19 protein-coding genes are annotated in these 21,416 nt (G+C 65.1%); 10 read left to right on the plus strand and 9 right to left on the minus strand.

The window, feature by feature from the left end; all coding sequences use genetic code 11:
- Positions 1-100 precede the first annotated feature (100 nt).
- Entirely contained in the window at positions 101-1,342 is a 1,242-nt protein-coding gene (locus FJ977_RS32090) for a Xaa-Pro peptidase family protein (protein WP_140776240.1), read from the plus strand.
- A 251-nt stretch (positions 1,343-1,593) separates the two neighbouring features.
- Here FJ977_RS32090 and FJ977_RS32100 read toward each other — a convergent pair whose 3' ends face one another.
- The 5 genes from FJ977_RS32100 to FJ977_RS32120 form a co-directional block, all read right to left on the minus strand.
- Positions 1,594-3,030, minus strand: a complete 1,437-nt coding sequence (locus FJ977_RS32100; RefSeq protein WP_140776242.1) for an amidase — start codon at positions 3,028-3,030, stop codon at positions 1,594-1,596.
- Positions 3,031-3,214: 184 nt separating this feature from the next.
- Positions 3,215-4,303, minus strand: a complete 1,089-nt coding sequence (locus tag FJ977_RS32105) for a Gfo/Idh/MocA family oxidoreductase (protein ID WP_140776244.1) — start codon at positions 4,301-4,303, stop codon at positions 3,215-3,217.
- A 75-nt stretch (positions 4,304-4,378) separates the two neighbouring features.
- Positions 4,379-5,542, minus strand: a complete 1,164-nt coding sequence (locus FJ977_RS32110; RefSeq protein ID WP_140776246.1) for an ABC transporter substrate-binding protein — start codon at positions 5,540-5,542, stop codon at positions 4,379-4,381.
- Between the two features lie 69 nt (positions 5,543-5,611).
- Positions 5,612-6,454 (minus strand): ABC transporter permease, encoded by an 843-nt coding sequence (locus tag FJ977_RS32115; protein ID WP_140776248.1) that lies wholly within the window; start codon positions 6,452-6,454, stop codon positions 5,612-5,614.
- The gene (locus tag FJ977_RS32120) at positions 6,451-7,284 is read right to left on the minus strand and encodes an ABC transporter ATP-binding protein (protein ID WP_140776250.1); all 834 of its coding nucleotides are present in this window, start codon (positions 7,282-7,284) and stop codon (positions 6,451-6,453) included. The genes FJ977_RS32115 and FJ977_RS32120 overlap by 4 nt, the downstream gene beginning before the upstream one ends.
- Positions 7,285-7,595: 311 nt before the next feature.
- Between FJ977_RS32120 and FJ977_RS32125 the strand changes: the two genes are divergently transcribed.
- The 6 genes from FJ977_RS32125 to FJ977_RS32150 all read left to right on the plus strand — a co-directional run bounded on the left by FJ977_RS32125 (position 7,596) and on the right by FJ977_RS32150 (position 15,445).
- The gene (locus FJ977_RS32125; protein WP_140776252.1) at positions 7,596-8,540 is read left to right on the plus strand and encodes a MurR/RpiR family transcriptional regulator; all 945 of its coding nucleotides are present in this window, start codon (positions 7,596-7,598) and stop codon (positions 8,538-8,540) included.
- Positions 8,541-8,564: 24 nt separating this feature from the next.
- A complete protein-coding gene (locus FJ977_RS32130; protein ID WP_140776254.1) occupies positions 8,565-10,355 on the plus strand; it encodes an NAD(P)/FAD-dependent oxidoreductase in 1,791 nt (596 codons plus the stop codon).
- Between the two features lie 288 nt (positions 10,356-10,643).
- A complete protein-coding gene (locus FJ977_RS32135) occupies positions 10,644-11,102 on the plus strand; it encodes a (2Fe-2S)-binding protein (RefSeq protein WP_140776256.1) in 459 nt (152 codons plus the stop codon).
- Positions 11,093-12,469, plus strand: a complete 1,377-nt coding sequence (locus FJ977_RS32140) for a cytochrome c (RefSeq protein ID WP_181180138.1) — start codon at positions 11,093-11,095, stop codon at positions 12,467-12,469. Before FJ977_RS32135 ends, FJ977_RS32140 begins: the two co-directional genes overlap by 10 nt.
- Positions 12,462-14,762, plus strand: coding sequence for a molybdopterin cofactor-binding domain-containing protein (locus tag FJ977_RS32145; protein WP_140776260.1), 2,301 nt, complete (start codon positions 12,462-12,464; stop codon positions 14,760-14,762). Before FJ977_RS32140 ends, FJ977_RS32145 begins: the two co-directional genes overlap by 8 nt.
- A 101-nt stretch (positions 14,763-14,863) precedes the next feature.
- Positions 14,864-15,445: a CatB-related O-acetyltransferase gene (locus FJ977_RS32150; protein ID WP_140776262.1), complete on the plus strand. Its 582-nt coding sequence runs from the start codon at positions 14,864-14,866 to the stop codon at positions 15,443-15,445.
- Positions 15,446-15,475: 30 nt separating this feature from the next.
- Here the strand turns inward: FJ977_RS32150 and FJ977_RS32155 are convergent, their stop codons facing one another.
- The gene (locus tag FJ977_RS32155; RefSeq protein ID WP_140776264.1) at positions 15,476-16,711 is read right to left on the minus strand and encodes an amidohydrolase/deacetylase family metallohydrolase; all 1,236 of its coding nucleotides are present in this window, start codon (positions 16,709-16,711) and stop codon (positions 15,476-15,478) included.
- A gap of 31 nt (positions 16,712-16,742) precedes the next feature.
- The gene (locus tag FJ977_RS32160; RefSeq protein WP_027047560.1) at positions 16,743-17,108 is read right to left on the minus strand and encodes a RidA family protein; all 366 of its coding nucleotides are present in this window, start codon (positions 17,106-17,108) and stop codon (positions 16,743-16,745) included.
- 220 nt (positions 17,109-17,328) lie between these two features.
- Between FJ977_RS32160 and FJ977_RS32165 the strand changes: the two genes are divergently transcribed.
- Positions 17,329-17,814, plus strand: coding sequence for a hypothetical protein (locus FJ977_RS32165; RefSeq protein WP_140776266.1), 486 nt, complete (start codon positions 17,329-17,331; stop codon positions 17,812-17,814).
- A gap of 293 nt (positions 17,815-18,107) precedes the next feature.
- On the opposite strand, the gene FJ977_RS32170 is transcribed toward FJ977_RS32165, so the two are convergent.
- Both FJ977_RS32170 and FJ977_RS32175 read right to left on the minus strand, forming a co-directional pair.
- Positions 18,108-19,130: a peptidase C39 family protein gene (locus tag FJ977_RS32170; RefSeq protein WP_246683382.1), complete on the minus strand. Its 1,023-nt coding sequence runs from the start codon at positions 19,128-19,130 to the stop codon at positions 18,108-18,110.
- On the minus strand, positions 19,127-19,426 hold the full coding sequence (locus tag FJ977_RS32175) for an aminotransferase class III-fold pyridoxal phosphate-dependent enzyme (protein WP_140776268.1): 300 nt from the start codon (positions 19,424-19,426) through the stop codon (positions 19,127-19,129). The genes FJ977_RS32170 and FJ977_RS32175 overlap by 4 nt, the downstream gene beginning before the upstream one ends.
- 254 nt (positions 19,427-19,680) lie before the next feature.
- Between FJ977_RS32175 and FJ977_RS32180 the strand changes: the two genes are divergently transcribed.
- Positions 19,681-20,328, plus strand: coding sequence for a TetR family transcriptional regulator C-terminal domain-containing protein (locus FJ977_RS32180; protein WP_140776270.1), 648 nt, complete (start codon positions 19,681-19,683; stop codon positions 20,326-20,328).
- Positions 20,325-21,248 (plus strand): LysR substrate-binding domain-containing protein, encoded by a 924-nt coding sequence (locus tag FJ977_RS32185; protein WP_140776272.1) that lies wholly within the window; start codon positions 20,325-20,327, stop codon positions 21,246-21,248. The genes FJ977_RS32180 and FJ977_RS32185 overlap by 4 nt, the downstream gene beginning before the upstream one ends.
- Positions 21,249-21,416: the final 168 nt, after the last annotated feature.

The following is a 21,416-nucleotide window of genomic DNA, read 5'->3' on the forward strand; positions in this document are numbered from 1 at the left end:
AAGCAAACGATTTCATCGGCATTGCCGCCCGGTCGGTATTTGCCCCTTGATCGTCGCTGCCCGCAATGCTCCGTTGCCGCTTCGGACATCGGGAGAAGACATGACCGGCTTTGTCGACCGCCAGCGCGCCGCGCATTTGATGGAACGCGCCGGCATCGGGGCGCTGGTGCTGTCCGCGCCCGAGGCCTTCCACTATGCGACCGGTGCGTGGATCGGCCCGGCGGGACTGTTCCGGCGCGCTGGCGGCGGCTTCGTCGTCATCCCGGCCCGGCAGGATCTGCCGATCGGCATCGTCGTCGCGGACTTCAACGCCGCGCAGCTGCGGCTCGCCGCGCCCGAAGCGATTGTGCGTTCGCACCCGATCTGGATCGAAACCGCGCCACTGGAGACAGGCACTCACGGTCTTCTGGCGGAACGCATCGAGGCCGGCCTCGCCTTGCTTGGCCGCGCGCCGGATTTCTCGAGGCCCGCCACCTTCGATCTCGCCGGCGCGGTGCACCAGCTGCGGGCTCTGCTGGACGACTTCGGACTGGCGCGTGCGACGCTCGGCGTCGACCTCGACTTTATTCCGGCCGCCGATTTCGCGGCCATCCGGGCGCTGCTACCGGATAGGCCGATGGTCGACGGTTCACCGGTGCTGGACCGGCTCAGGGCCATCAAGACGCAGCGCGAGATCGATTTGCTGCAACAAGGCATCATCCTGTCGGAAGCCGGGCTGGAGCGCTTGCAGGTCGACGCCATGGCCGGCATGCGCCAGGCCGATCTCGTCGCGCTTTACCGGAAAGGCGTCGCCGAGGCCGCGGCCGGGCTGTCGCATCCGGTCGCCACGGCCGAATATGTGACGCTGGGCGCCAGGGCCAAGGGCGCCGATGCCAGGGCCGTGGCCGGCGACCCGCTGAAATGCGACATGGTCTGCACGGTCGGCTTCTACGCCTCCGACATGTCGCGCAATTTCATCTTCGGGCCGGCTTCCGCCGACCAGGCCGAACTGCATGCGATCGCCGAGCGCGCTTTCGAGGACGGGCTGGCCGCGCTGATCCCCGGAAACACGCTCGCCCATGTCCACCGCGTCACCACCGAAAGCCTGGCGCGGCAAGGGCTGCGCTCGTACAGCCGCGGCCATTTCGGCCACAGCGTCGGCCAGTCGGTCTTTTCCGAACAATGGCCGTTCATCGCGGCCGACAGTGATGTCGTCATCGAAGCCGGCATGGTGCTGGCCTTCGAAATCCCGCTCTACATCGACGGCCTCGCCAGCTTCAATCTGGAGGATCAGTTTCTGATCACCGCGGACGGGCCGAGGCCGATGAACCGGCTGCCGAGACGGCTGGAGATGGTTGGGTAGGCGAGGGGTCCTTTGTCGCCGCTGGCGCTCTACGACGCCCCCTCTGCCCTGCCGGGCATCTCCCCCACGAGGGGGGAGATCGGCTGTCGTAGCCGCTTTCGCCAATTTTCAACTTTGCAAGGATGGGGCCGCCGCGGAAGCTGCCAATCTCCCTCCTTGTGGGGGAGATGTCCGGCAGGACAGAGGGGGGCGCCGTGGAGCGCGACGGTGGAAGCCTCTGTTCACCGCTCCATCCTCGCCGTTCCGCAAAATTATGCACTCACTGGCGGCCGCCGATCCCTCCACGGCATCTCCTGCTCCAGCTGCGCCGACGCCGCCAGCACCGTCGCCTCGTCACCATAGCGGCCAACCAGCTGCACACCGATCGGCACGCCGCCCTTCGACCATCCGAGCGGCAGCGAGATCGCCGGCTGGCCCGAAATGTTGAAGGGGAAGGCAAACACGGAATCCGCCCATTTGGCGTTGTAGCGGTCGATGTCGGTTTCCGACATGTCGTAGTAGCCGAGCGGACGCGGCAGCTGGGTCAGTGTCGGCGTGATGAAAAGGTCGTAGGCGTTGAGGTCGCCGACGATGTCGCGGCCGACCTGCCTGAGCTGCTCGACATCTGAAATGTGCCTGACACCGCTCGTCGCGCGGCCGCGCTCGATGATCGCCCAGGTCACCGCTTCGACGTCGCCTGGGGTCACCGGCCGGCCGATCACCGTTTCGAGATAGTCGAACGTCGCCGCCGTCTGCACGCAGGTCATGTTGGTGTAGGTCGCCCAGACGGCATTGGCGTCGAGCGGCATGTCATGCGCCTCGACATCGTGGCCCAGCCGCTCGAGCGTCGCAACGGTTGCCAGCACCGCCGCCTTCACCTCCGGATCGATGGCGGTGCCGTTGGGCGGCGTGACGGAGAAGCCGATGCGCAACCTCTTCGGCGCCCGCGCCGACAGGCTAAGCCAGGAGCCATCCGGCACCGGTGGCGTGTAGGGATCGCCAGGCAGCGCGCCGGACACCGCGTCGAGATAGGCCGCCGTGTCGCGCACACTGCGCGAGCAGCAGAGAAAATAGGCGCCGCCATACCAATAGTCGCCGAACGGCGCGAGGCTGACGCGGCCGCGCGACGGTTTCAGGCCGACAATGCCGCAGCAGGAGGCCGGAATGCGGATCGAGCCGGCGCCGTCGCTGGCCTCGGCGATCGGCACCATGCGCGACGCAATGGCCGCCGCCGCGCCGCCGCTCGAGCCGCCGGGCGTGATGCCTTCCTTCCACGGATTCTTCGTCACCCCGTAGAGTTTCGGTTCCGTCGTGATCGACCAGCCGTTTTCAGGTGCATTCGACTTGCCGACCAGCACCAGCCCCGCCGCCTTCATGCGGCGGACCACTTCGGTGTCGAAGTCGGCGACGACATCTTTCAGATAGAAGGAAGAATTGGTGTTGGGCGCACCTGTCCAGGACGAGGCCAGCTCCTTGAGCAGGAACGGCACGCCGGCAAAGGGCGCCGATCTGTCGACCGTCCCGGCCTGCGCGCGCGCCATGTCGTACAGGCGATGGATGACCGCGTTCAGCGCCGGGTTGAGCCGCTCGACCAGTGTGATCGCCGCCTCGACAAGTTCGGCCGGCGAAACCTGGCCACCGCGCACCAGTGCGGCGAGGTCGAGCGCATCGGACTCGGCATAGGTTTTCAACAGACTGTCGGTGACCATGTCTCTCTCCCAGTTTCCATGCCTCGACACCGCGCCTCAAATGCGCGCTGTCCCTGCCAGCCAATTGCAAATGTAAGCGCCGCCCCTCATCCGCCTGCCGGCATCCTCTCCCCGTATAGGGACGGGGAGAGGATGAAACTCCCGCGGCGCCGGCACCTCCTCCAGCACCAGCGGCCGGATTGCGTCAGGCCAGCTCGACGGTCCGGCCGAGCTCGATGCTCTGTTCGGCGGCGAGCACGATGCGCAGGCTGTTGACCGCCGCGTCCATCTGCTCGGTCAGATCGAGATCCTCGCGAATGGCGCGCAGGAAGAAGGCCTGCTCGCGGTCGCACAGCTCCTGGTGGCCGGGCTCGTCCTCCATGCTGACGATCTCGTCCGGTTTCTTGAAGTTCTTGTCGCCGTCGACGGCGGCATAATGGATCTTCAGCGCATCGGTCTTGGTATGCCGGTCGATGTCGGCCGAATTGGAGACCTCGGCATCCGAGGCCGTGCTTGCGGCCTGGCCGGCGACGATCGACACCGCGCCCTTGGGGCCCACCACATCCTTCACGAAATAGGCCGTCTCGCTCATCATCGGGCCCCAGCCGGCTTCATACCAGCCGACGGAGCCGTCATCGAAGGTGACGTGCAGATGGCCGTAATTCTGCTTGTCGGCCTCCGCCCAGAGCTTGGCGCCGATGCCGTGCACGCGTACGGGCTTGGCGCCCGTCAGCTGGCACATGACGTCGACATAGTGCACGCCGCAATCGACGATCGGGATCAGCGAATCGATCAGGTTCTTGTGCCAGTGCCAGGCGCTGCCGCTGCTCTGCTGGTTGAGGTTGAGGCGCATCACCAGCGGCTTGCCGAGCGTCTTGCCGACCTCGATGAACTTGATCCAAGAGGGATGGACGCGCAGGATGTAGCCGAGCACCAGCTTGCGGTTCTTGGCCCGTGCCGCCGCCACGACCTTTTCGGCGTCCTCGATATTGGTGGCGAGCGGCTTTTCCATGAACACATGGCAATTGGCCGCGATCGCCTTCAGCGCGTATTCGGCGTGGGTGTTCGGCCAGCTGTTGATCGAGACCGCGTCCGGCCTTGTCTCCTTCAGCGCCAGGTCGAAATCCTCGTAGAGCGGATAGCCGGCTAATTCCGCCGGGATCTTGGTGTTGCTCTTGATCGAGCGGCTCATGATGCCGACGATCTGAAAACCCTCGGAGCGGTGATAGGCGCTGGCATGCGACGCACCCATATTGCCCAGACCCACCACCAGCACCTTTACCTTGTCGGCCACATCAGCCTCCCATGCTTTTTCCAATGAAGTGCGGGCGGCAACCCTGTCGCCGCCCGATTTTGCTGCCGGCAGTTCCTACTTGACCGCCGAATCGAACAGATGCGCCTTGATCTTCTCGACATCGAGCGCGGCAAAGCCTTCCGACAGCTTGACGCCGTCGGCATCGGCCTTGACCTTGGCCTTGTCGAAGTCGTTGGCCGCCGGGATCAGGTCGTTGGTGCAGACATCCTCGGCCTTCACCGGATTGGTGATCTGGCCGATCTTGTGGATCTCGTCGAAGAAGCCCTGCCAGCTCGCCATGTCGTGCGAGCCCCAGCCGCCGCGCTTGTCCATGTCGCCACGGAAGACGTTGATCTGCTGCAGGATCGAGGTGGTGCCGAGCTCCGGCCCGAGATTCTTGGCCAGCGTCGGGAACTGCTCGAACACCGCTTCGACCGCCGCGCGCGGGTTCTGGTAGCCGAATTCGAGACCCATCGCCCAGCCGCGCAGGTACTTTTCCAGGAACGCCTTCTTGTCGGGATCCTCGAGATCGGCGCTGCGCACGACGAAGGTGTTGGCCGGCAGCTTGGAATGCTCGACGCCGAGCCAGTATTCGAAGTCGAGGCCCTTGGCGATCCATTCGGCGCGCAGCCCCTCCCACGACAAGGCCGCGTCACCCTGGCCGCCGGCAAGTGCGGTACCCCAGGTCGGCCAGCCGGCCTCGACATATTTGACCTTCTTGATGTCGACGCCTTGCGCGGCCAGCAGCGGATCGGTGATCGACTGCCAGGCGGCGGAGCCGAGCAGGATGGTCTTGCCTTCGAGCTTCTTCAGGTCGTTCGATCCCTCGCCCTTGCGGAAGGCGATGCTGAACGTGTCGCGCGCGCCCATATGGAACACCGACTTCAGCTTCATGCCGTTCTGGATGGCGAAGGAGAACACGCCGGGCGAGGGGAAGCCCATATCGGCCTGGCCGACATCGACGAACTTCACCGTCGCCGTACCGTCCGACGGACCCGGCTGCATGTCGGTGTCGAGCCCGTCGAAATAGCCGGCCTTCTTCGCCGCCCAGTAGGGATAGTCGTCGAGCACTTCGAGCGTGCCGCGCGGCGAGATCCAGGTGAACTTGCCATAGGCCTCGGCCCTGGCCTTGAGGCCGGTGGCGCCGAGCGCCGTTGCCGTCACCAGGCCGGCGCCGGTGACCTGCAGGAAATAGCGGCGGGAGATCCCCGCCTGGCGGATCGAATTGTCTTTGGTCATCGCTTTCCCCTTTTTGTTTGACGTCAGTCTGTTGCCGCCCGCCTCCCGGGCGCCGTCGTTGCGTGTTGCCTATGCCTCCCAGCTCGCCCATTTCTTGCCGATGAGGAAGAACAGCACGTAGATCAGGATGCCGAGCGTCGACAGTATCAGCACCACGGCGAAGAACTGCGGCATCTGGATCATCGACGAATAGGTGGTCAGCCGGTTGCCGAGGCCGAAGCCGCCACCGACCATCTCGGCGCCGACGGCGGTGAGCAGGCCGAAGATGGCGCCGATCATCAGCCCGACCAGGATCATCGGCAGCGCCATCGGCGCGCGGATCTTCCAGAAGATCTGCAAGGTGCTGGCGCCGTAGGAGCGGGCGAGCGCGATCTTGGCGCTGTCGACGCGGCGGAAGCCTGTGGCGGCGTTGATCATCACCATCGGCCCGGCCGCCAGCGCCACAGCGATGATGCGCGGCGTGTAGCCGAAGCCGAAGCGCAGGATGAGCAGCGGCACCAGCGCCAGCATCGGCGTGGTGACCAGCAGCAGGATGTAGGGCGCGACGATCTTTTCCGCGAAAGGGAACTGGGTGATGACGGCGGCCAGCACCAGCCCGACGGCGGCGCCGATGGCAAAGCCGGACAAGAGCTCGACCAGCGTATAGCCGAGATGCGGCGCGATCAGCGGGAACTCGTCGAACAGCGCATAGGCGATCGAGCTTGGCGGCGGCATGATGTAGAGCGGCACGTGGAACAGCCGCAGCGCCAGTTCGATGCCGCCGATGATGATCACCGCAACGGCGATGATGGCCGCCACTTCCTTGCCCGACTTGATGCCGGGGCCGCTGGCGAAGGCCGACAGGTTGGTCAGGCTGACATCCTTGCCGTCGCCCGGCTTGGATTTGGAGAATTCGGGGATCGCGTCGCTCACGGCCTGATCCTCACGATCTCGGCGCTGGTGCGCTCCTGTTCCGGTGCCTTCGGCCTGGCGCGCTCGCCGACAATGTCCATCTTGATCCGGTTGGTGAGGTCGAAGACTTCCTTGGTCGCCATGATCTCCAGCGAGCGCGGCCGCGCCAACGGCACGCGATACTCCTTCGCGACCCGGCCTGGCCGGGCGCTGAGCACCACCACACGGTCGGAGAGAAAGATCGCTTCCTCGATCGAGTGGGTTATGAAGACGATGGTGGTCTTGGTGTCGAGCCAGATCTCCTCGACCAGCCGGTTCATCTCTTCGCGGGTAAAGCTGTCGAGGGCGCCGAACGGCTCGTCCATCAACAGCACCGACGGCTTCAGCGCCAGCGCCCGCACGATCGCCGCGCGCTGCTGCATGCCGCCCGAAAGCTCGCGCGGGAACTTGCCGCCAAAACCGTCCAGGCCGACCCGGTTCAGGAGATGCGCGATCCAGGCACGGTCTGGCGTCTCGCCCTTGATCTCGAAGGGGAAGCGGATGTTGGCGTCGAGATTGCGCCAGGGCAACAGGTTCGCCTCCTGGAAGACGATGCCGATATCGGGATGCGGGCCGGTGATCGCCTTGCCGTCCAGCCGGATCTCGCCGCTGGTCAGGCCGTGCAGGCCCGACATCGACCACAGAAGCGTGGTCTTGCCGCAGCCGGACGGGCCGACGATCGAGACGATTTCATTGGCTCGGATGTCCAGGCTGCAGCGGTCCAGCGCCAGCAGGTCGCCGGATGCCGTGTGATAGATCTTGGTCGCTGCCTGCACGCCAAGTTTCGGCGTTGTTGTCTCGCCCGCGTTCATCCGCCCCTCGGAGATTGCGCGATGATCCAATGGTCATCGGACTGCCAAAAATCAGTGTGTAACTATCCTACTTTGCTGTCAAGCGTTCGCGGTAATACCCGTATCACCAAAACCCATATCCATGTTCAGCGCATTGTTTTGAAAGGATTTTCGTCGTCTTGAAATGCGTGTTGCTTTCCTACATACTCGGCGAAACGGATGCGAACATGCCCTTGCGGCACGCAACGGTTGCAGCGTGGCCGGGCGCATGGAACGACAGCGTGCAAACATGATAAGAGGTCAGGTCGAAAAGGGCAGGGAAGACCGACTTCATGACCGAAGCTGACAACAGGGAAGACAGCGCCTTGAGCACCGATCCGGAGGAGCGCGAGCCTGTCCGGCGTATTCCCGACATCATCTCGCTGGTCAAGGATTCCTACGCCGAGTTGCGCCCGGCCGAACGCCGCGTCGCCGATGTCGTGCTCGACGATGTCAAATACGCCGTCGACGCTTCCAATGCGGCGATTGCCGAACGCGCCGGAGTGAGCGAACCGACAGTGACCCGCTTCTGCCGCGCCATCGGCTGCGAGGGCGTGCGCGATTTCAAGCTGAAGCTGGCGCAGAGCCTCGTCGTCGGCGCGCTGTACCTGGCCAAGTCGCCGACCGTCAGCAACGACAATGGCATGCCGTTCTGGAACGCCGTCTTCGGCGAGGCGCGCCGGGCGCTGCAGGAGGCCGAACGGCAGCTCGACCCGGGCGAGCTGCAGAAGGCCGCCGAGCTGATCGCCAAGGCGCGCCAGATCACGGTCTTCGGTCTCGGTGGCAGTTCCTCGGCGCTGGCGCAGGAGACCCAGTACCGGCTGTTTCGCTACGGCATCACGGTCAGCGCCCAGTGCGACCCCTATCTGATGCGGATGACCGCCTCGACGCTGAAGCCCGGCGACCTGGTGATCGCCATTTCGGCGACCGGGCGCACGCGCGAGGTGATCGAGGCCGTCGAACTCGCCAAGCATTACCGCGCCAACGCGATCGCCGTGACCGCGCCCGACACCGATCTGGCCCGCGCCTGCGACGTCAGGCTGACCGTGGCGGTGCCGGAATATCCCGACACGCTGAAGCCGACGGCCTCGCGCTTCGCCTTCCTGGCGGCGATCGACCTGCTGGCGGTGGCCTCGGCCTACAAGCTCGACGGGTCCGCACGCGAGACGGTGCGCCGCATCAAATACAACGCCCAGATCCACCGCACCGGCAAGGAGATGGAGCCGCTCGGGGATTAGTTCATTGCAGGAAGAGGGGAAGACATGCTCGAAATAGCACCGACGAAACAGGCAGCCGCATGGCTCGAATCCCTGGCACAGGCGCTCGCAGCCGGCGACGTGGCAGCGGCGGCCAACCTGTTCGTCGACGATTGCTACTGGCGCGATCTTCTGACCTTCACCTGGAACGTCACGACCATGGAAGGCCGCGAGGCCATTGCCGACATGCTCGCGGCAACGCTGGCGACGACAAGACCCACCGCGTGGCGGATCACCGGCGAGGCGACTTCGGACGAAGGCACGATCGAAGCCTGGTTCACATTCGAGACCGCGGTGGCTTCCGGCCAAGGCATCATGCGCCTGCGCGATGGCCGCTGCCGTACGCTGTTCACGGCGATGACCGACCTCAAGGGCTTCGAGGAACGCAAGGGCTCAGATCGGCCGCTCGGCGTGCGCCACAAGGCGGACCCCCAACGCGAGACCTGGGCGGAGGCGAGGGCGCGCGAGACGCGCGAGCTTGGCGCCTCCGAGCAACCCTATTGCCTGGTCATCGGCGGCGGCCAGGGCGGCATCATGCTGGGCGCGCGGTTGAGGCAGCTCGGCGTGCCCACCATCGTCATCGAGAAGAACGCCCGGCCCGGCGATTCCTGGCGCAACCGCTACCGCACGCTCGTGCTGCACGATCCGGTCTGGTACGACCATCTGCCCTATATTCCGTTCCCGGAAAACTGGCCTGTCTTCACGCCCAAGGACAAGATGGGCGACTGGCTGGAAATGTACACGCGCGTCATGGAGCTCAATTACTGGGTCGCCACCAAATGCCTCAGCGCTTCCTACGACGAGGCGGAGAAGGAGTGGACCGTGGTCGTCGACCGTGTCGGCCGGCAGATCACGCTGAAGCCGAAACACATCGTCTTCGCCACCGGCGCCTACGGCCCGCCGCGAGGGATCGACCTGGCCGGCGCCGGCGAGTTCAAGGGCGAGTTGCTGCATTCCAGCCAGTATGCCAGCGGCGACAAATTCCGCGGCAGACGTGTTGCGGTCATCGGCGCGGCAAGCTCGGGACATGACGTCTGCGTCGACCTCTGGGAAAGCGGCGCCGACGTCACCATGGTCCAGCGCTCGCCGACCACCGTGGTCAAGTCGGACACGCTGATGGAGGTCGGCTTCGAGATCTTTTCGGAGAACGCGCTGGCGCGCGGCATCACCACCGAGAAGGCCGACATGATCGTCGCCTCGACGCCATTTGCCCTGGTGCCGAAGGGCCAGCGCGCGCTCTACGATGTCATCCGGGCGCGCGACGCCGCCTTCTATGACCGCTTGCGCGCCTCGGGCTTCGCCATCGATTTCGGCGATGACGAGACCGGCCTGTTGATGAAGGCCTACCGCACCGGTTCGGGCTATTACATCGATGTCGGCGCCTCGGACCTGATCATCGACGGCAAGATCGGCATCCGCAGCGGTGTCGCCATCAAGTCGCTGACCAAGAACGGCATCCTGTTCGAGGACGGTACCGAACTCGAGGCCGACGCCATCATCGCCTGCACCGGCTACCAGTCGATGAACGAGAATGTGGCCGCGCTCGTCTCGCGCGAGGTCGCCGACAAGGTCGGGCCCTGCTGGGGTCTCGGCTCCGGCGTCAAGGGCGACCCTGGCCCCTGGCAGGGCGAGCTGCGCAACATGTGGAAGCCGACGGCGCAGGAAGCGCTGTGGTTCCACGGCGGCAACCTGGCGCTGTCGCGTTTTTACTCCAAATACGTGGCGCTGCAGATCAAGGCGCGTATGGAGGGGATCGCGACGCCGGTTTACGGGAAGCCAAGCAATTCCGGGCAGTGAAGCTGCCCGATCTCCCTCCTCGTTGGGGACGGAGAGGACGGAGACGGCAGATCCGCGAAGACGCGGCAAGGTGCGACGGGCAACGTCAGTCTGTTTGAGACCGTATGGCGGCACGAGCACGTGCGGGCGCGCGGCTTTTTCGATAGTCCTTCCAGTTCGCCGATCGCCCAGGCCGCCGTCGGCGATGTCTTAAATGTGAACGGACGCGCCCTACTCGCTGAGTCTCGGTCCCCTAGAATCCGATGGACGAATTCCGTTCATCCGCCGGTTCCAGGCAGGGATAGAGACATGCTCACGCTTACGATCAACGGACAGTCACGTGATGTCGATGTGCCGGAGGACATGCCGCTTCTGTGGGTCCTGCGCGACCATCTCAACCTGGTCGGCACCAAATATGGCTGCGGTATCGCCCAATGCGGCGTCTGCACGGTGCATGTTGCCGGCAAGCCGGTGCGTTCGTGCCAACTGACCGTTGGCGATGTCGGCACCCGCGCCGTCGTCACCATCGAAGGGATTGGCGGCACGCCCACCGGCGCCAAGGTCCAGCAAGCCTGGATCGAGGCCGCGGTGCCGCAATGCGGCTATTGCCAGGCCGGCCAGATCATGTCCGCCACGGCGCTTCTCAACAACAATCCCCAACCCGGCGACGCCGACATCGATGCGGCCATGGCGGGCAATCTCTGCCGGTGCGGGACCTATATCCGCATCCGCAGCGCCATCAAGAACGCCGCCGCCAAATCGGCCTGACCATGAAGAAGATCATCGGCATTCTCGTCGCGGTCATTGCCGTCGTCGCGCTTGGTTTCGCGGGCTGGCTTTATCTTGGCCGGGATCCGATGTCGTTTGCCGCCGGCTCGACAGTGACGCTGGCCGATTACCATGGCGCCGGTGTCACTGGCGTGCCGTCGCAGCTTGCCAGCGCCGATCTGGTCAAGCGCGGCGAATACCTCATCCATGCGGCCGACTGCCAGGCCTGCCATACCGCGCCGGGCGGCGCGCCCTTCGCCGGCGGCTTCGCCTTCAACATGCCGTTCGGCACCATCTATTCGACCAACATCACGCCGGACAAGCAAACCGGCATCGGCAACTATACGGACGCCCAGTTCCTGGCGGCCGTGCACAAGGGCATTCGGGCAGACGGCGCGAAACTCTATCCCGCCATGCCCTACGCTTCCTACAGCTTGATGACGGATGCCGACGCGCTGGCGATCAAGGCCTATCTGTTCACGCTGGCGCCGGTGAATGCGCCGCCGAAACAGAACCAGCTGTCCTGGCCGTTCAACCAGCGCGGCCTGGTGGCGGTCTGGAACATCATGTTCAATCCCGACGAGCGCTTCCGCCCCAACATCGGCCAGAGCCCGCAATGGAACCGGGGCGCCTATCTTGCCGAGGCGATGGGCCATTGCGGCGAGTGCCATACACCGCGCAACCTGGCTTTTGCGCTGGACAATCACGGCAAATTCGCGGGCGCCCTCACAGCGGGCTGGCGCGCCTACAACATCACCGGCGACAACGTTTCCGGCCTCGGCGACTGGACCGACGAGGATCTCACCTCTTATCTGTCCACCGGTCATGCCAATGGTCATGGCGGTGCCGCCGGCCCGATGGGTGAAGCCGCCGACGACAGTCTGAGCTATCTGGTGCCGGACGACACCCGTGCCCTGGTGACCTATCTGCGCAGCATTCCCGGCCATGCGAGCGACCTGCCGCGCACCGTCACGACGGCGGCGCCCGCATCGTACAAGGAGGGCGTGGCGGCGGTAGCCAATGCGCATGGCGAAAAGATCTTCGCCGGCGCCTGCGCCTCCTGCCACGACTGGACCGGCGTCAGCCCGGTCACCGGCTTTGCCACGCTGACCGGCGTGCGCGCGGTGAACGATCCCAGCGCCACCAATGTGGCGCAGACGGTCATCAACGGCGTCAACCGCAAGACCGCTGACGGCACGATCTTCATGCCGGCCTTCGGCGAGGGCTATTCCGACGACGACATCGCGGCCGTGGCGAATTACGTCACCGCCCGGTTCGGCGCCAAAGGCGCGAACCTGACAGGCAAGGATGTGAGCGCTCTGCGGCAGCAGGCGGCACAGCAATCCAGTGAGGCCCCCCATGGTTGACACCCAGTCCAACTTTGCCCAGTCCGATGCCTACCTCTCGGCGCTGATACGCGGGGTCCGCTCGGCGCCGCCGGCCAGCGCGCCGACGACCATGGGAAGGCGCACCTTCTTCAAGCTGGCAGGCGTTGGCGCGGCGGGGCTGGTGCTGGGCTTCCATCTTGGCGGCGCGGCGTTCGCGGCCGAAACGGCGAACGTCGATACGCCTGACGGCAACGACCAGGCGATGAATGCCTTCATCCGCATCGCTCCCGACAACACGATCACCATCTATTCGAAATGCCCGGAGATCGGCCAAGGCATCAAGACGTCCTTCGGCGTGATCATCGCCGACGAGCTCGACGCCGACTGGAGCCATGTCGTGATGGAGCAGGCGGACATCAATCCCAAGGTCTATGGCAGCCAGGGGGCGGGCGGCTCAACCTCCATCCCGCATGCCTGGGACCAGTTGCGCCAGGCCGGTGCCGGCGCCAGGGCGATGCTGATCGCCGCCGCGGCGGGGCAGTGGGCGGTGGATCCCTCGCAGGTCACCGCCAGGGATTCGATCTTGACCCATGCCGCCAGCGGCAGGTCCGCAACCTATGGGTCGCTTGCCGCGGCGGCAGCGAAGATGCCGGTGCCCGATCCCAAGAGCTTGAAGCTGAAAAGCCGCGCGGACTACCGCCTGATCGGCAAGCGCTATCGCGGCGTCGACGACCCCAAGGTGGTCAGCGGCAAGCCGCTGTTCGGCATCGATGTCCAGCTTACCGGCATGGTCTACGCCACCTACACCAAATGCCCGGCGGCGGGCGGCAAGGTCAGGTCCTTCAATGTCGACGAGATCAAGGGTGAGCGCGGCGTGCTCGACGCCTTCGCCGTGGACGGGACCGGCATGATGGTCGAAGTGATGCCGGGCGTGGCCATCATCGCCAGGGATACCTGGAGCGCTTTCCAGGCCAGGAACAAGCTTCGGGTGGATTGGGACCTGAGCGAGGCGTCGAGCGATTCCACATCGCAATTCTCGGCCCAGGCCCGGAATCTGGCGGCCAGTTTCCCGCAGAAGTCCGATGACAATGTCGGTGACGTGGACAAGTCCTTCGCCAATGCCGCCAAGACGGTGGAAGCTTATTACGAATATCCCTTCGCCGCCCATGTGCCGCTGGAGCCGATGAACACCACGGCGCACTGGCACGACGGCATCATGGAAATGTGGGTGCCCACCCAGCAGCCCGATCGCGGCCTGCCGCTGATTGCAAAGGTGGCGGGCATCGCGCCGGAAAAGGTGGTAATGCACCAGACCCGGGTCGGTGGCGGCTTCGGGCGGCGGCTGGTCAATGACTATGCCTGCGAGGCCGCGGCCATCGCCAGGAAGGTCAGTGCTCCAGTCAAGTTGCAATGGACCCGCGAGGACGATTTCGCCCACGACTTCTACCGGCCCGCCGGCTATCACCAGTTCAAGGGCGCGATCGACAAGGGTGGCCGTCTCGACGCCTGGCGGGAGCATTTCATCACCTTCACCGCCGACGGCAAGAAAGAAGCCTCCGGCGCCAACCTCACCGACAATCTGAGATATTCCATCAAGGCGCCGAACCTGCGCCGCGCCAAGACCATGTTCCCGTTGAGGATCCCCACCGGCGCCTGGCGCGCGCCGGGCGACAATGCCCAGGTCTTCGCAGCGCAGAGTTTCATGCACGAACTGTCGCTGGCTTCCGGCCGCGACCATGTCGAATTCCTGATCGATGCGGTGACCCGCGACGTGCCCGAACTGGTGGCCAAGGACAAGAGCGTCAACTTCAGCCCGAGGCGCGCGGTCGACGTCATCAAGATGTGCGCCGACAAGGCAGGGTGGGGCAAGACGCTGCCGAAGGGCGGCGGCCTGGGCCTCGCCTGGTGTTATTCCCACGCCGGCCATGTCGCGCAGGCGGTTGAGCTGAGTGTCGACGCCGGCAAGCGGATCAGGATCGCGCGCATCGTGGTGGTGCTCGATGTGGGCCCCATCATCGACATGGCAGGCTCCGAAGCCCAGGCGCAGGGCGCCTCCACCGATGCGCTCTCGACCGCCATGGGCCTCAAGATCAACATCGAGAATGGCCGGATCGAGGAACAGAACTACAATGCCTATCCGATCCTGCGCATGCCTTTCGCGCCGATGACGATCGAGCCGTATTTCATCCAGTCGGACAATCCGCCGACCGGCATGGGCGAACCCGCCTTCCCGGCCCTGGCGCCAGCACTCGGCAACGCCATCTTCGCCGCCACCGGAGAGCGGGTGCGCCGGCTGCCGTTGCGCGATCTGGGCTACTCGCTGGCGGCCTGATCGACGGCGACGCTGGACCAGCCGGGACCGAAATCGCTTGCGAAGCACTCGGAACGGAGGATTTCCGCTATAATAGCCGGCAAACTCGGGGGAGGAAGTCCATGGGTCTGCTGAGAGGACTTCGCATAAAACTGGGATTGAAGAAGGACCCGTTACCGCCGCTGCCAGGCGTCGAGATCGGTCGTCATACCTACGGCCTCACCAAGGAATCGTTCTTCGTTCCGCACGAAAACGTTCCGGTGCGAATAGGATCGTTCTGTTCGATTGGCCCAGATGTTCTCTTTATCTGCGCGGCCGAGCACCGCGTCGACACCGCGACCACCTTTCCGATCCAGTTTGCGAACGGCAAGATCCGCAACGCAAATGGAACCGCCGGCAAGGGGCCGATCACGGTCGGCCATGACGTCTGGATCGGTGCTCGCTGTATCGTCCTGAGCGGCGTCACGATCGGCAATGGAGCGGTCCTCGGTGCCGGCAGCATCGTCACCCGGGACATTCCGCCCTACGCGATCGCGGTCGGCAATCCGGCTCGCACCATCCGGTACCGGTTCGCGCCCGATGTCATCCAACGCCTGCAGTCGCTGGAGTGGTGGAACTGGAGCGACGACCTTATCCGTGAACGCATCGAGCTTTTGACGGCGACAGGTATCGAGCGTTTCCTGAGCGTTGTGGGGGCGGCGTGACCGTGTCGACGCTCCGCACCGCGTTTGATCTCACTCGTGCCGATGCCCGAAATGTCGGGCGGCAACCTCGACATGCGTGTGGTTGGCATGCGGCTCGAAGCGCTCGGTTTCGCTGACATCGTTCGCCGCCTCGTTCGGCCACCAGGTGCCGCCGATGACGATGCCTTCCGAGACCAGCCGCTGATCGGCGACCAGCGAAGCGCCGACCGCGTCGACGAAGGTAAAGCGGCCCGGCCGCTGGCGAAGGACCGTGACGTCGCCGACGGTGCCGATCGCCAGCGTGCCGAGATCCGGCCGTGCGATCGCCTGCGCCGGCCCTTGCGTCGCGGCCCGCAAGACCTCGACCAGCGGCATGCCGAGGGCCAGCAGTTTCGACATGCAGACCAGTATGTCGAAGGCCGGCCCGTCGACGCAGTAAAGGTGCACGTCGCTCGAGATGACATCGGGCGCCAGCCCCTCGGCGAGCATGGCGCGGGCGACTTCGAAATCGAACGAACCCATGCCGTGGCCGAGATCGAAGATGACGCCGCGCTCACGCGCCAGCCGCATGTCGGGCCGCACCGCGCCGGAGGCAAAGACCGGCGCGTTGGGGAACGGCCGGAAGCAATGGGTGAGGATATCGCCCCGCCGCAGGCGCGGCAGCACTTCCGAGCGGCCGGGCGGCGGCTCGTCTATATGCGCCATCAGCGGCAGGCCTGCCTTGTCGGCGGCCTCCAGGGCGAGATCGACAGGCGCGATGCCGCTGGTGCCGCCGGCATGCTTGCCCGAGCGAACTTTCACGCCGACGACCACGTCCGCGTGCTCGCGCGCGGCGGCAACCACCTCGCGCGGTTCGCAGAGCCTGAGATCGCTGCACTCGCCGACCGACACGTTCTGCGAGAAACCGAAGATGCCGGCAAAGGAAATGTTGACATAGGCCAGGATGCGCACCCTGGAGCGCTCCATGACATGGCGGCGGAAGCCGAGGAAATTGCCGGCGCCCGCACTGCCGGCATCGATGAAGGTGGTGGTGCCGCTCTTGGCCGCCAGCCGGTCGGCATCGACGCCAAGCGAGGTGCCGCCCCAATAGACGTGGCTGTGCAGGTCGACGAGGCCGGGTGTGACGATGCAGCCGGTCGCGTCGACGACCTGCGCGGCGCGGTCCGCTGGGATGTTGGCGTCGATCGCGGCGACCCGGCCATTGGCGATGGCGACATCGCGCGGCGCGTCGAGCCCGGACGCCGGATCGATCAGCCGGCCACCCCTCAGCAGGAGGTCGAATTGCATGGGGAGACCCTCCGCTTCGTAGCGTCTTTTATCAGACCGGCCGGTAGGCGACCGCCTCGACTTCGATCTTGATGTCGATCATCAGCCGCGATTCCACCGTGGTGCGTGCCGGCGGGTTCTTGGGAAAGTGCCTGGCATAGACCGCGTTGAAGGCGCCGAAATCGCGCGCGTCTTCCAGCCACACGGTGGTCTTCACCACATCGTCCAGGGTGCAGCCTGCCAATGCCAGCGCTGCCTTCACATTGGCAAGTACCTGCTCGGTCTGCTCGGTAATACCGCCCTTGACCACGATGCCGTCGCTACCGACCGGGACCTGGCCTGAGACATAAACGAAGTCGCCGGCCCGCACGGCGGGCGACAGCGGCACATGGGATGTTCCAAAAGTCTGCTTGGGCAAGGGACGACCTCCTCTGATCACACGGGCAGGACACCGGGCGGCGCCCGCTTCGGCGCAGATTTACCGCGATCGGGCCGGTCCCGATAGGGCCCTTGTTGGAAAGCAACATTCTTCGAAATCCGTGTTGCTTTATTACAAGAGCGCTTGCATCGTGCGCGCTTGCCGGACGGCCTCGAGGCCGCGACGGACAGGTGCCTATGCGAGACCGGAGAAACCGAGAATGACTTTCGACAAGAACCCGTTCCCACCAGGCGACGCCGACCGCCACGCGCTGTGGGAAATGCTGGTGCGGCGCGACATCGACGCCTTTATCGGCCAGGACTGGTCCATGGTCGAGAATGACTTCATCGCCGAAAGCTTCTTCGGCATGCATGCCCATTTCCTTCCCAACGCCGATGCCTGGCGGCTGCAGTTCCCGAGGCTGGAAATCTATCGCGACGAGTGGCTGCGCCAGGCCGGGGAGACGGCCGCGACCAAATTCGCCGAGCCGCTGCGCGAGGCGCTGTTTCGCGTCACCAATCTGCGCGACATCGATGTCGACGGCGACCGCGCCGTGCTGCACAAGAAATTCGATGGCTCCGTTGCCAAGGCGGATGGCACCGTCGACCGGCTGAAATGGCAGACGCTGTACTTCTGCCGGAAGGTCGGCGGAACCTGGAAGATCACCGGCTTCGTCGGTTACATGCCTTATCCGCTGGGAAGTTGAGCAGAGATGGGTTAGCGGGATTTCGTCGTTCGTTCGTCGGCTTATCGTAGACGTTCGAGATTTGCCAAGGCGCTCCCCTCTTCGTCATCCCCGGGCGGAGCGGGAGCGAAGCTCCGTCGCGGAGACCCTGGGATCCATTCCGTGACATTAATCAAAGAGTGCAGCGGAGCATAATTCTGGACCGCAGAGGCGCTCTGAAGTCGCGGCATGGATCCTCGGGTCTGCGCCGCGTCGCTACGCTCCTTGCTCCGCCCGTGGATGACGAAGTGATAGGCGTCTAATTCCACCGAACGCTATCGCCCGACCAGCACAGCGGCGCGGTAGGCCGGATTACCGTACCAGGCCATCCGGTCGAGCTCCGCCGCAATGACCGGAAGGTCGACAACGTCCATCTTCTGTTCGAACCGGTCAGGCTCGATCCAGGGATCGTTGAGGAAGTAGATGCCATCGCCATGGCCATGGACGAGCACCCAGTGCGGGCAGGTGTAGCCCATCATCGGCGCCTGATCGATCAGCACCAGCGCCAACAAGCCGCGATCGAGCGCCTGACTGATTTCTTCGATGGCAAAGGCGCGCGTCTCGATCGGCAATGACGCGGCTTCGGCGTCGCGTTTGAAACCGGCTTGCACGAAGCGCATCAGCCCGCGCCTCTCCTCCGAGGCGGCACGGTCGAGGAAAATCGGCTCGGCGCTGCTCATGAACACCCCGACCCGCAACCCGCGCCGGTGCGCCGCCAGCGCCAGGCCGTAGGGGTCGCAGCCGCCCGGGCCGCTTGGACCGATGATGGTTGTGGCCTCGCGCCACAGCTCGACCTCCAGCGAACGATCCGGCAGCAAGGCCGGGTCGAGGCCAGCCATGGCCATGGCGAGCGCCGACGGTCCGCAGGTGAAGCCCGCCGTCTGCGGCCAGGACGGCGGTATCCGCCCCTGCAAACGGGAGGGTTCAATGCCGATCCAGCGTTGCAGAAAACCGTCCCGGCGCTCCCATTGGCCGCCGATGCGCAACGCCACGCCCTCGTCGGCGCGCATGCAGAGCACATCTTGCGCAAGCGCCTCCGTCTCCAGCGTCTCCAGCAGGCACGGGCCGTCGCCCGCGATGAAGCTGGCGGCGGACCAGGACAGGGCAATGCGCATCATCGCCGCCGACGGCCGGCGCTGGCCGACCATTATCGCCTCCGGGCGGCCTTCGCTGTATCGCGCCACGCCGGTGACGCCGGCAATCTCCCGCAGGCCGGCCAGACGATCGCCGATCTCCGCCGGCACCGCCGCCATCAGGTCCGCCCAGACGGACGCGTCCTTGGCAGTGAAGACTGTCACGCCGCCAGCTCGATCGACGGCGTGTTGGAAAGGAAGCCGAACGGCGAATGGTAGCGGAGCTTCTCCGCCTGGGCGGCGATCGCCTGCGCCATCTCCTTGCGGCCATAGCCGATGTTGACGCACCACATGCGGCCGATGCCGTCGACCATCCGGTGGCCGTTGCTGTCGCGGACATGGACGCCATTGCCCTCCTCCAGGATCAGCACCGGCTGCTCGCGGAAATCGGCCCAGGGATGGATCAGGTGGCGCGCGTCGAGCGCTGCGCGTTGGTCGTTGGCGAGGTCCTGTGGCGGCATGGCACGGCTTCCTGCTTTCCTGGCAACCGTTCCTGCGTTTCCGGTTGCGGCCGGCCGATAATCTCGTAGACTGATTGATCAGTCAATGATGATTGTGCCGTTGGACCATCGCATGAAGGGCAGCGCCAACGCTCGGAAAGGGGCGATGGACGACCCGACACCTCCAGTGATCGCCTGCACGCACGGCCATCCACGAAGCATTGCTTGGCCGGCCGAAAACCGGATACGAAACCACTCCAGGGAGAACGGCGCCATTGAGCAAGCCCGACAAGAAAAGCCGCGATGCCGAAAAGGTCGCGCGCCGGCGACAGAGCCTCACCCAGGCGGCCATCACCGTTATCGCGCGAAAAGGCCTGCCGGGCGTGACGCTGGCCGATGTCGCGCGGCAGGCCGGCTGCGGCTACGGCCTGGTCTCGTTCCACTTCGAGACCAAGGACCGCCTGCTGCTGGCCGCGCTCGACGCCCTGGTCGAGGAATACCGCGCGGCCTGGCATGCGCGTAGCAACCCCCATGACGATGCCACGGCCAAGCTCGAGGCGCTGATCGATCTCGACCTCGGTTCCGATGTCACCGATGACAGGCACATCGCTGTGTGGACGGCGTTCTGGGCCGAAACCTCGCGCAACGCCGACTACCGGGCGCGATTCAGCGAACTCAACAGGGCCTATCTGGCGCGGCTCGAACCGCTGATATCGGCCCTCGCCCAAAAGGAGCCGCCGGCCGCGGACTATCGGCTGGTCGCTGGCGGGCTGAGCGCCATTTTCGACGGGCTGTGGATCGAAAGCCAGATCGGTGACGGCCATGGCGAGGCAGACTGGGCGCGTGCCCGCGCCATCTGCCGGACTTATCTCCGCGCCTTCTTCCCGAAAAGTTTCGGTACCGAAACGAGCCAACGGCCATGACCCTGCGCAAGCTGCTGCCCTCGCCAAACGCGATCTTTATGTTCGAGGCAGCCGCGCGCCATCTCAACTTCACCAGCGCGGCGCGTGAGTTCAACGTCACCCAGTCGGCGATCAGCCGCATGATCGCGCGGCTGGAAAGCCATCTCGACGTCAAGCTGTTCCTGCGCACCCCGACGGGGATCGAGCTGACGGATGACGGCCGCATGCTCTACGGCGCTGTCGGCAGCGGCTTCCAGCAGATCGAGATCGCGCTCGACGACATCCGCGCGCGCCAGGGCGAGGCGGGTACGGTGACGCTGTCGCTGTCATCGGCCTTCGCCATGCACTGGTTCATGCCCCGCTTCGACCGCTTCCAGGCCAGCTTTCCCGGCATAGACCTGCGCTTCCAGCTGGTGCGTGGCGAACCGAGCGGCCCCGTCGAGGATGTCGATCTCGCCATCCGCTACAACCAGCCGCCCAATGCCGAGCAGCAAAGCTGGGAACTGATGGAAGAAGTCGTGCTGCCGGTCTGCAGCCCCGGCTACTTGTCCGAACACGGCAGCCTCGACGATTGCGCCGATCTCGGCCGGCACACGCTCGCTCATCTTTCCGGTTCGATCCGCATCCCCTGGCAGCGCTATCTCGCGCAGTTCGACTATCCGCAGCCGACTGGCAGCCGCAGCCTGACCTTCTCCGACTACACGCTGGTCGTCCAGTCGGCGATCAAGGGCCGTGGCATGGCGCTCGGCTGGTGGCACGTCGTGGCCCACGAACTCCTGCAGAAAGGCTTGGTCAAGGGCGGCAAACATGAGTTGCGTACCGGCGACCACTATTACCTGGTGGCAACGGCACGACGCCCGCTGCGCAAGCCGGCCGTGCTGGTGCGTGACTGGCTGCTCAATGAAATGGCCGTGCTGAAACGGGAAATCCTCTCCGGTTGAACCGTCGACGACCGTATTTGCCCTTGCCCCCATGACTCCAGGTCATCGCCTCGTGACTATTCGGAGCGTGCGCGATCGTTTCCCGGTTCTATAGTCGCCATTGGTCCGGCAGCTCGCAAAATCAAAATCGGAGCGCCGGAACGAGATGGCTTTGGGAACGAGCCGTGG

It is taken from the genome of Mesorhizobium sp. B2-1-3A (genome assembly GCF_006442655.1).
Taxonomy (GTDB): domain Bacteria; phylum Pseudomonadota; class Alphaproteobacteria; order Rhizobiales; family Rhizobiaceae; genus Mesorhizobium.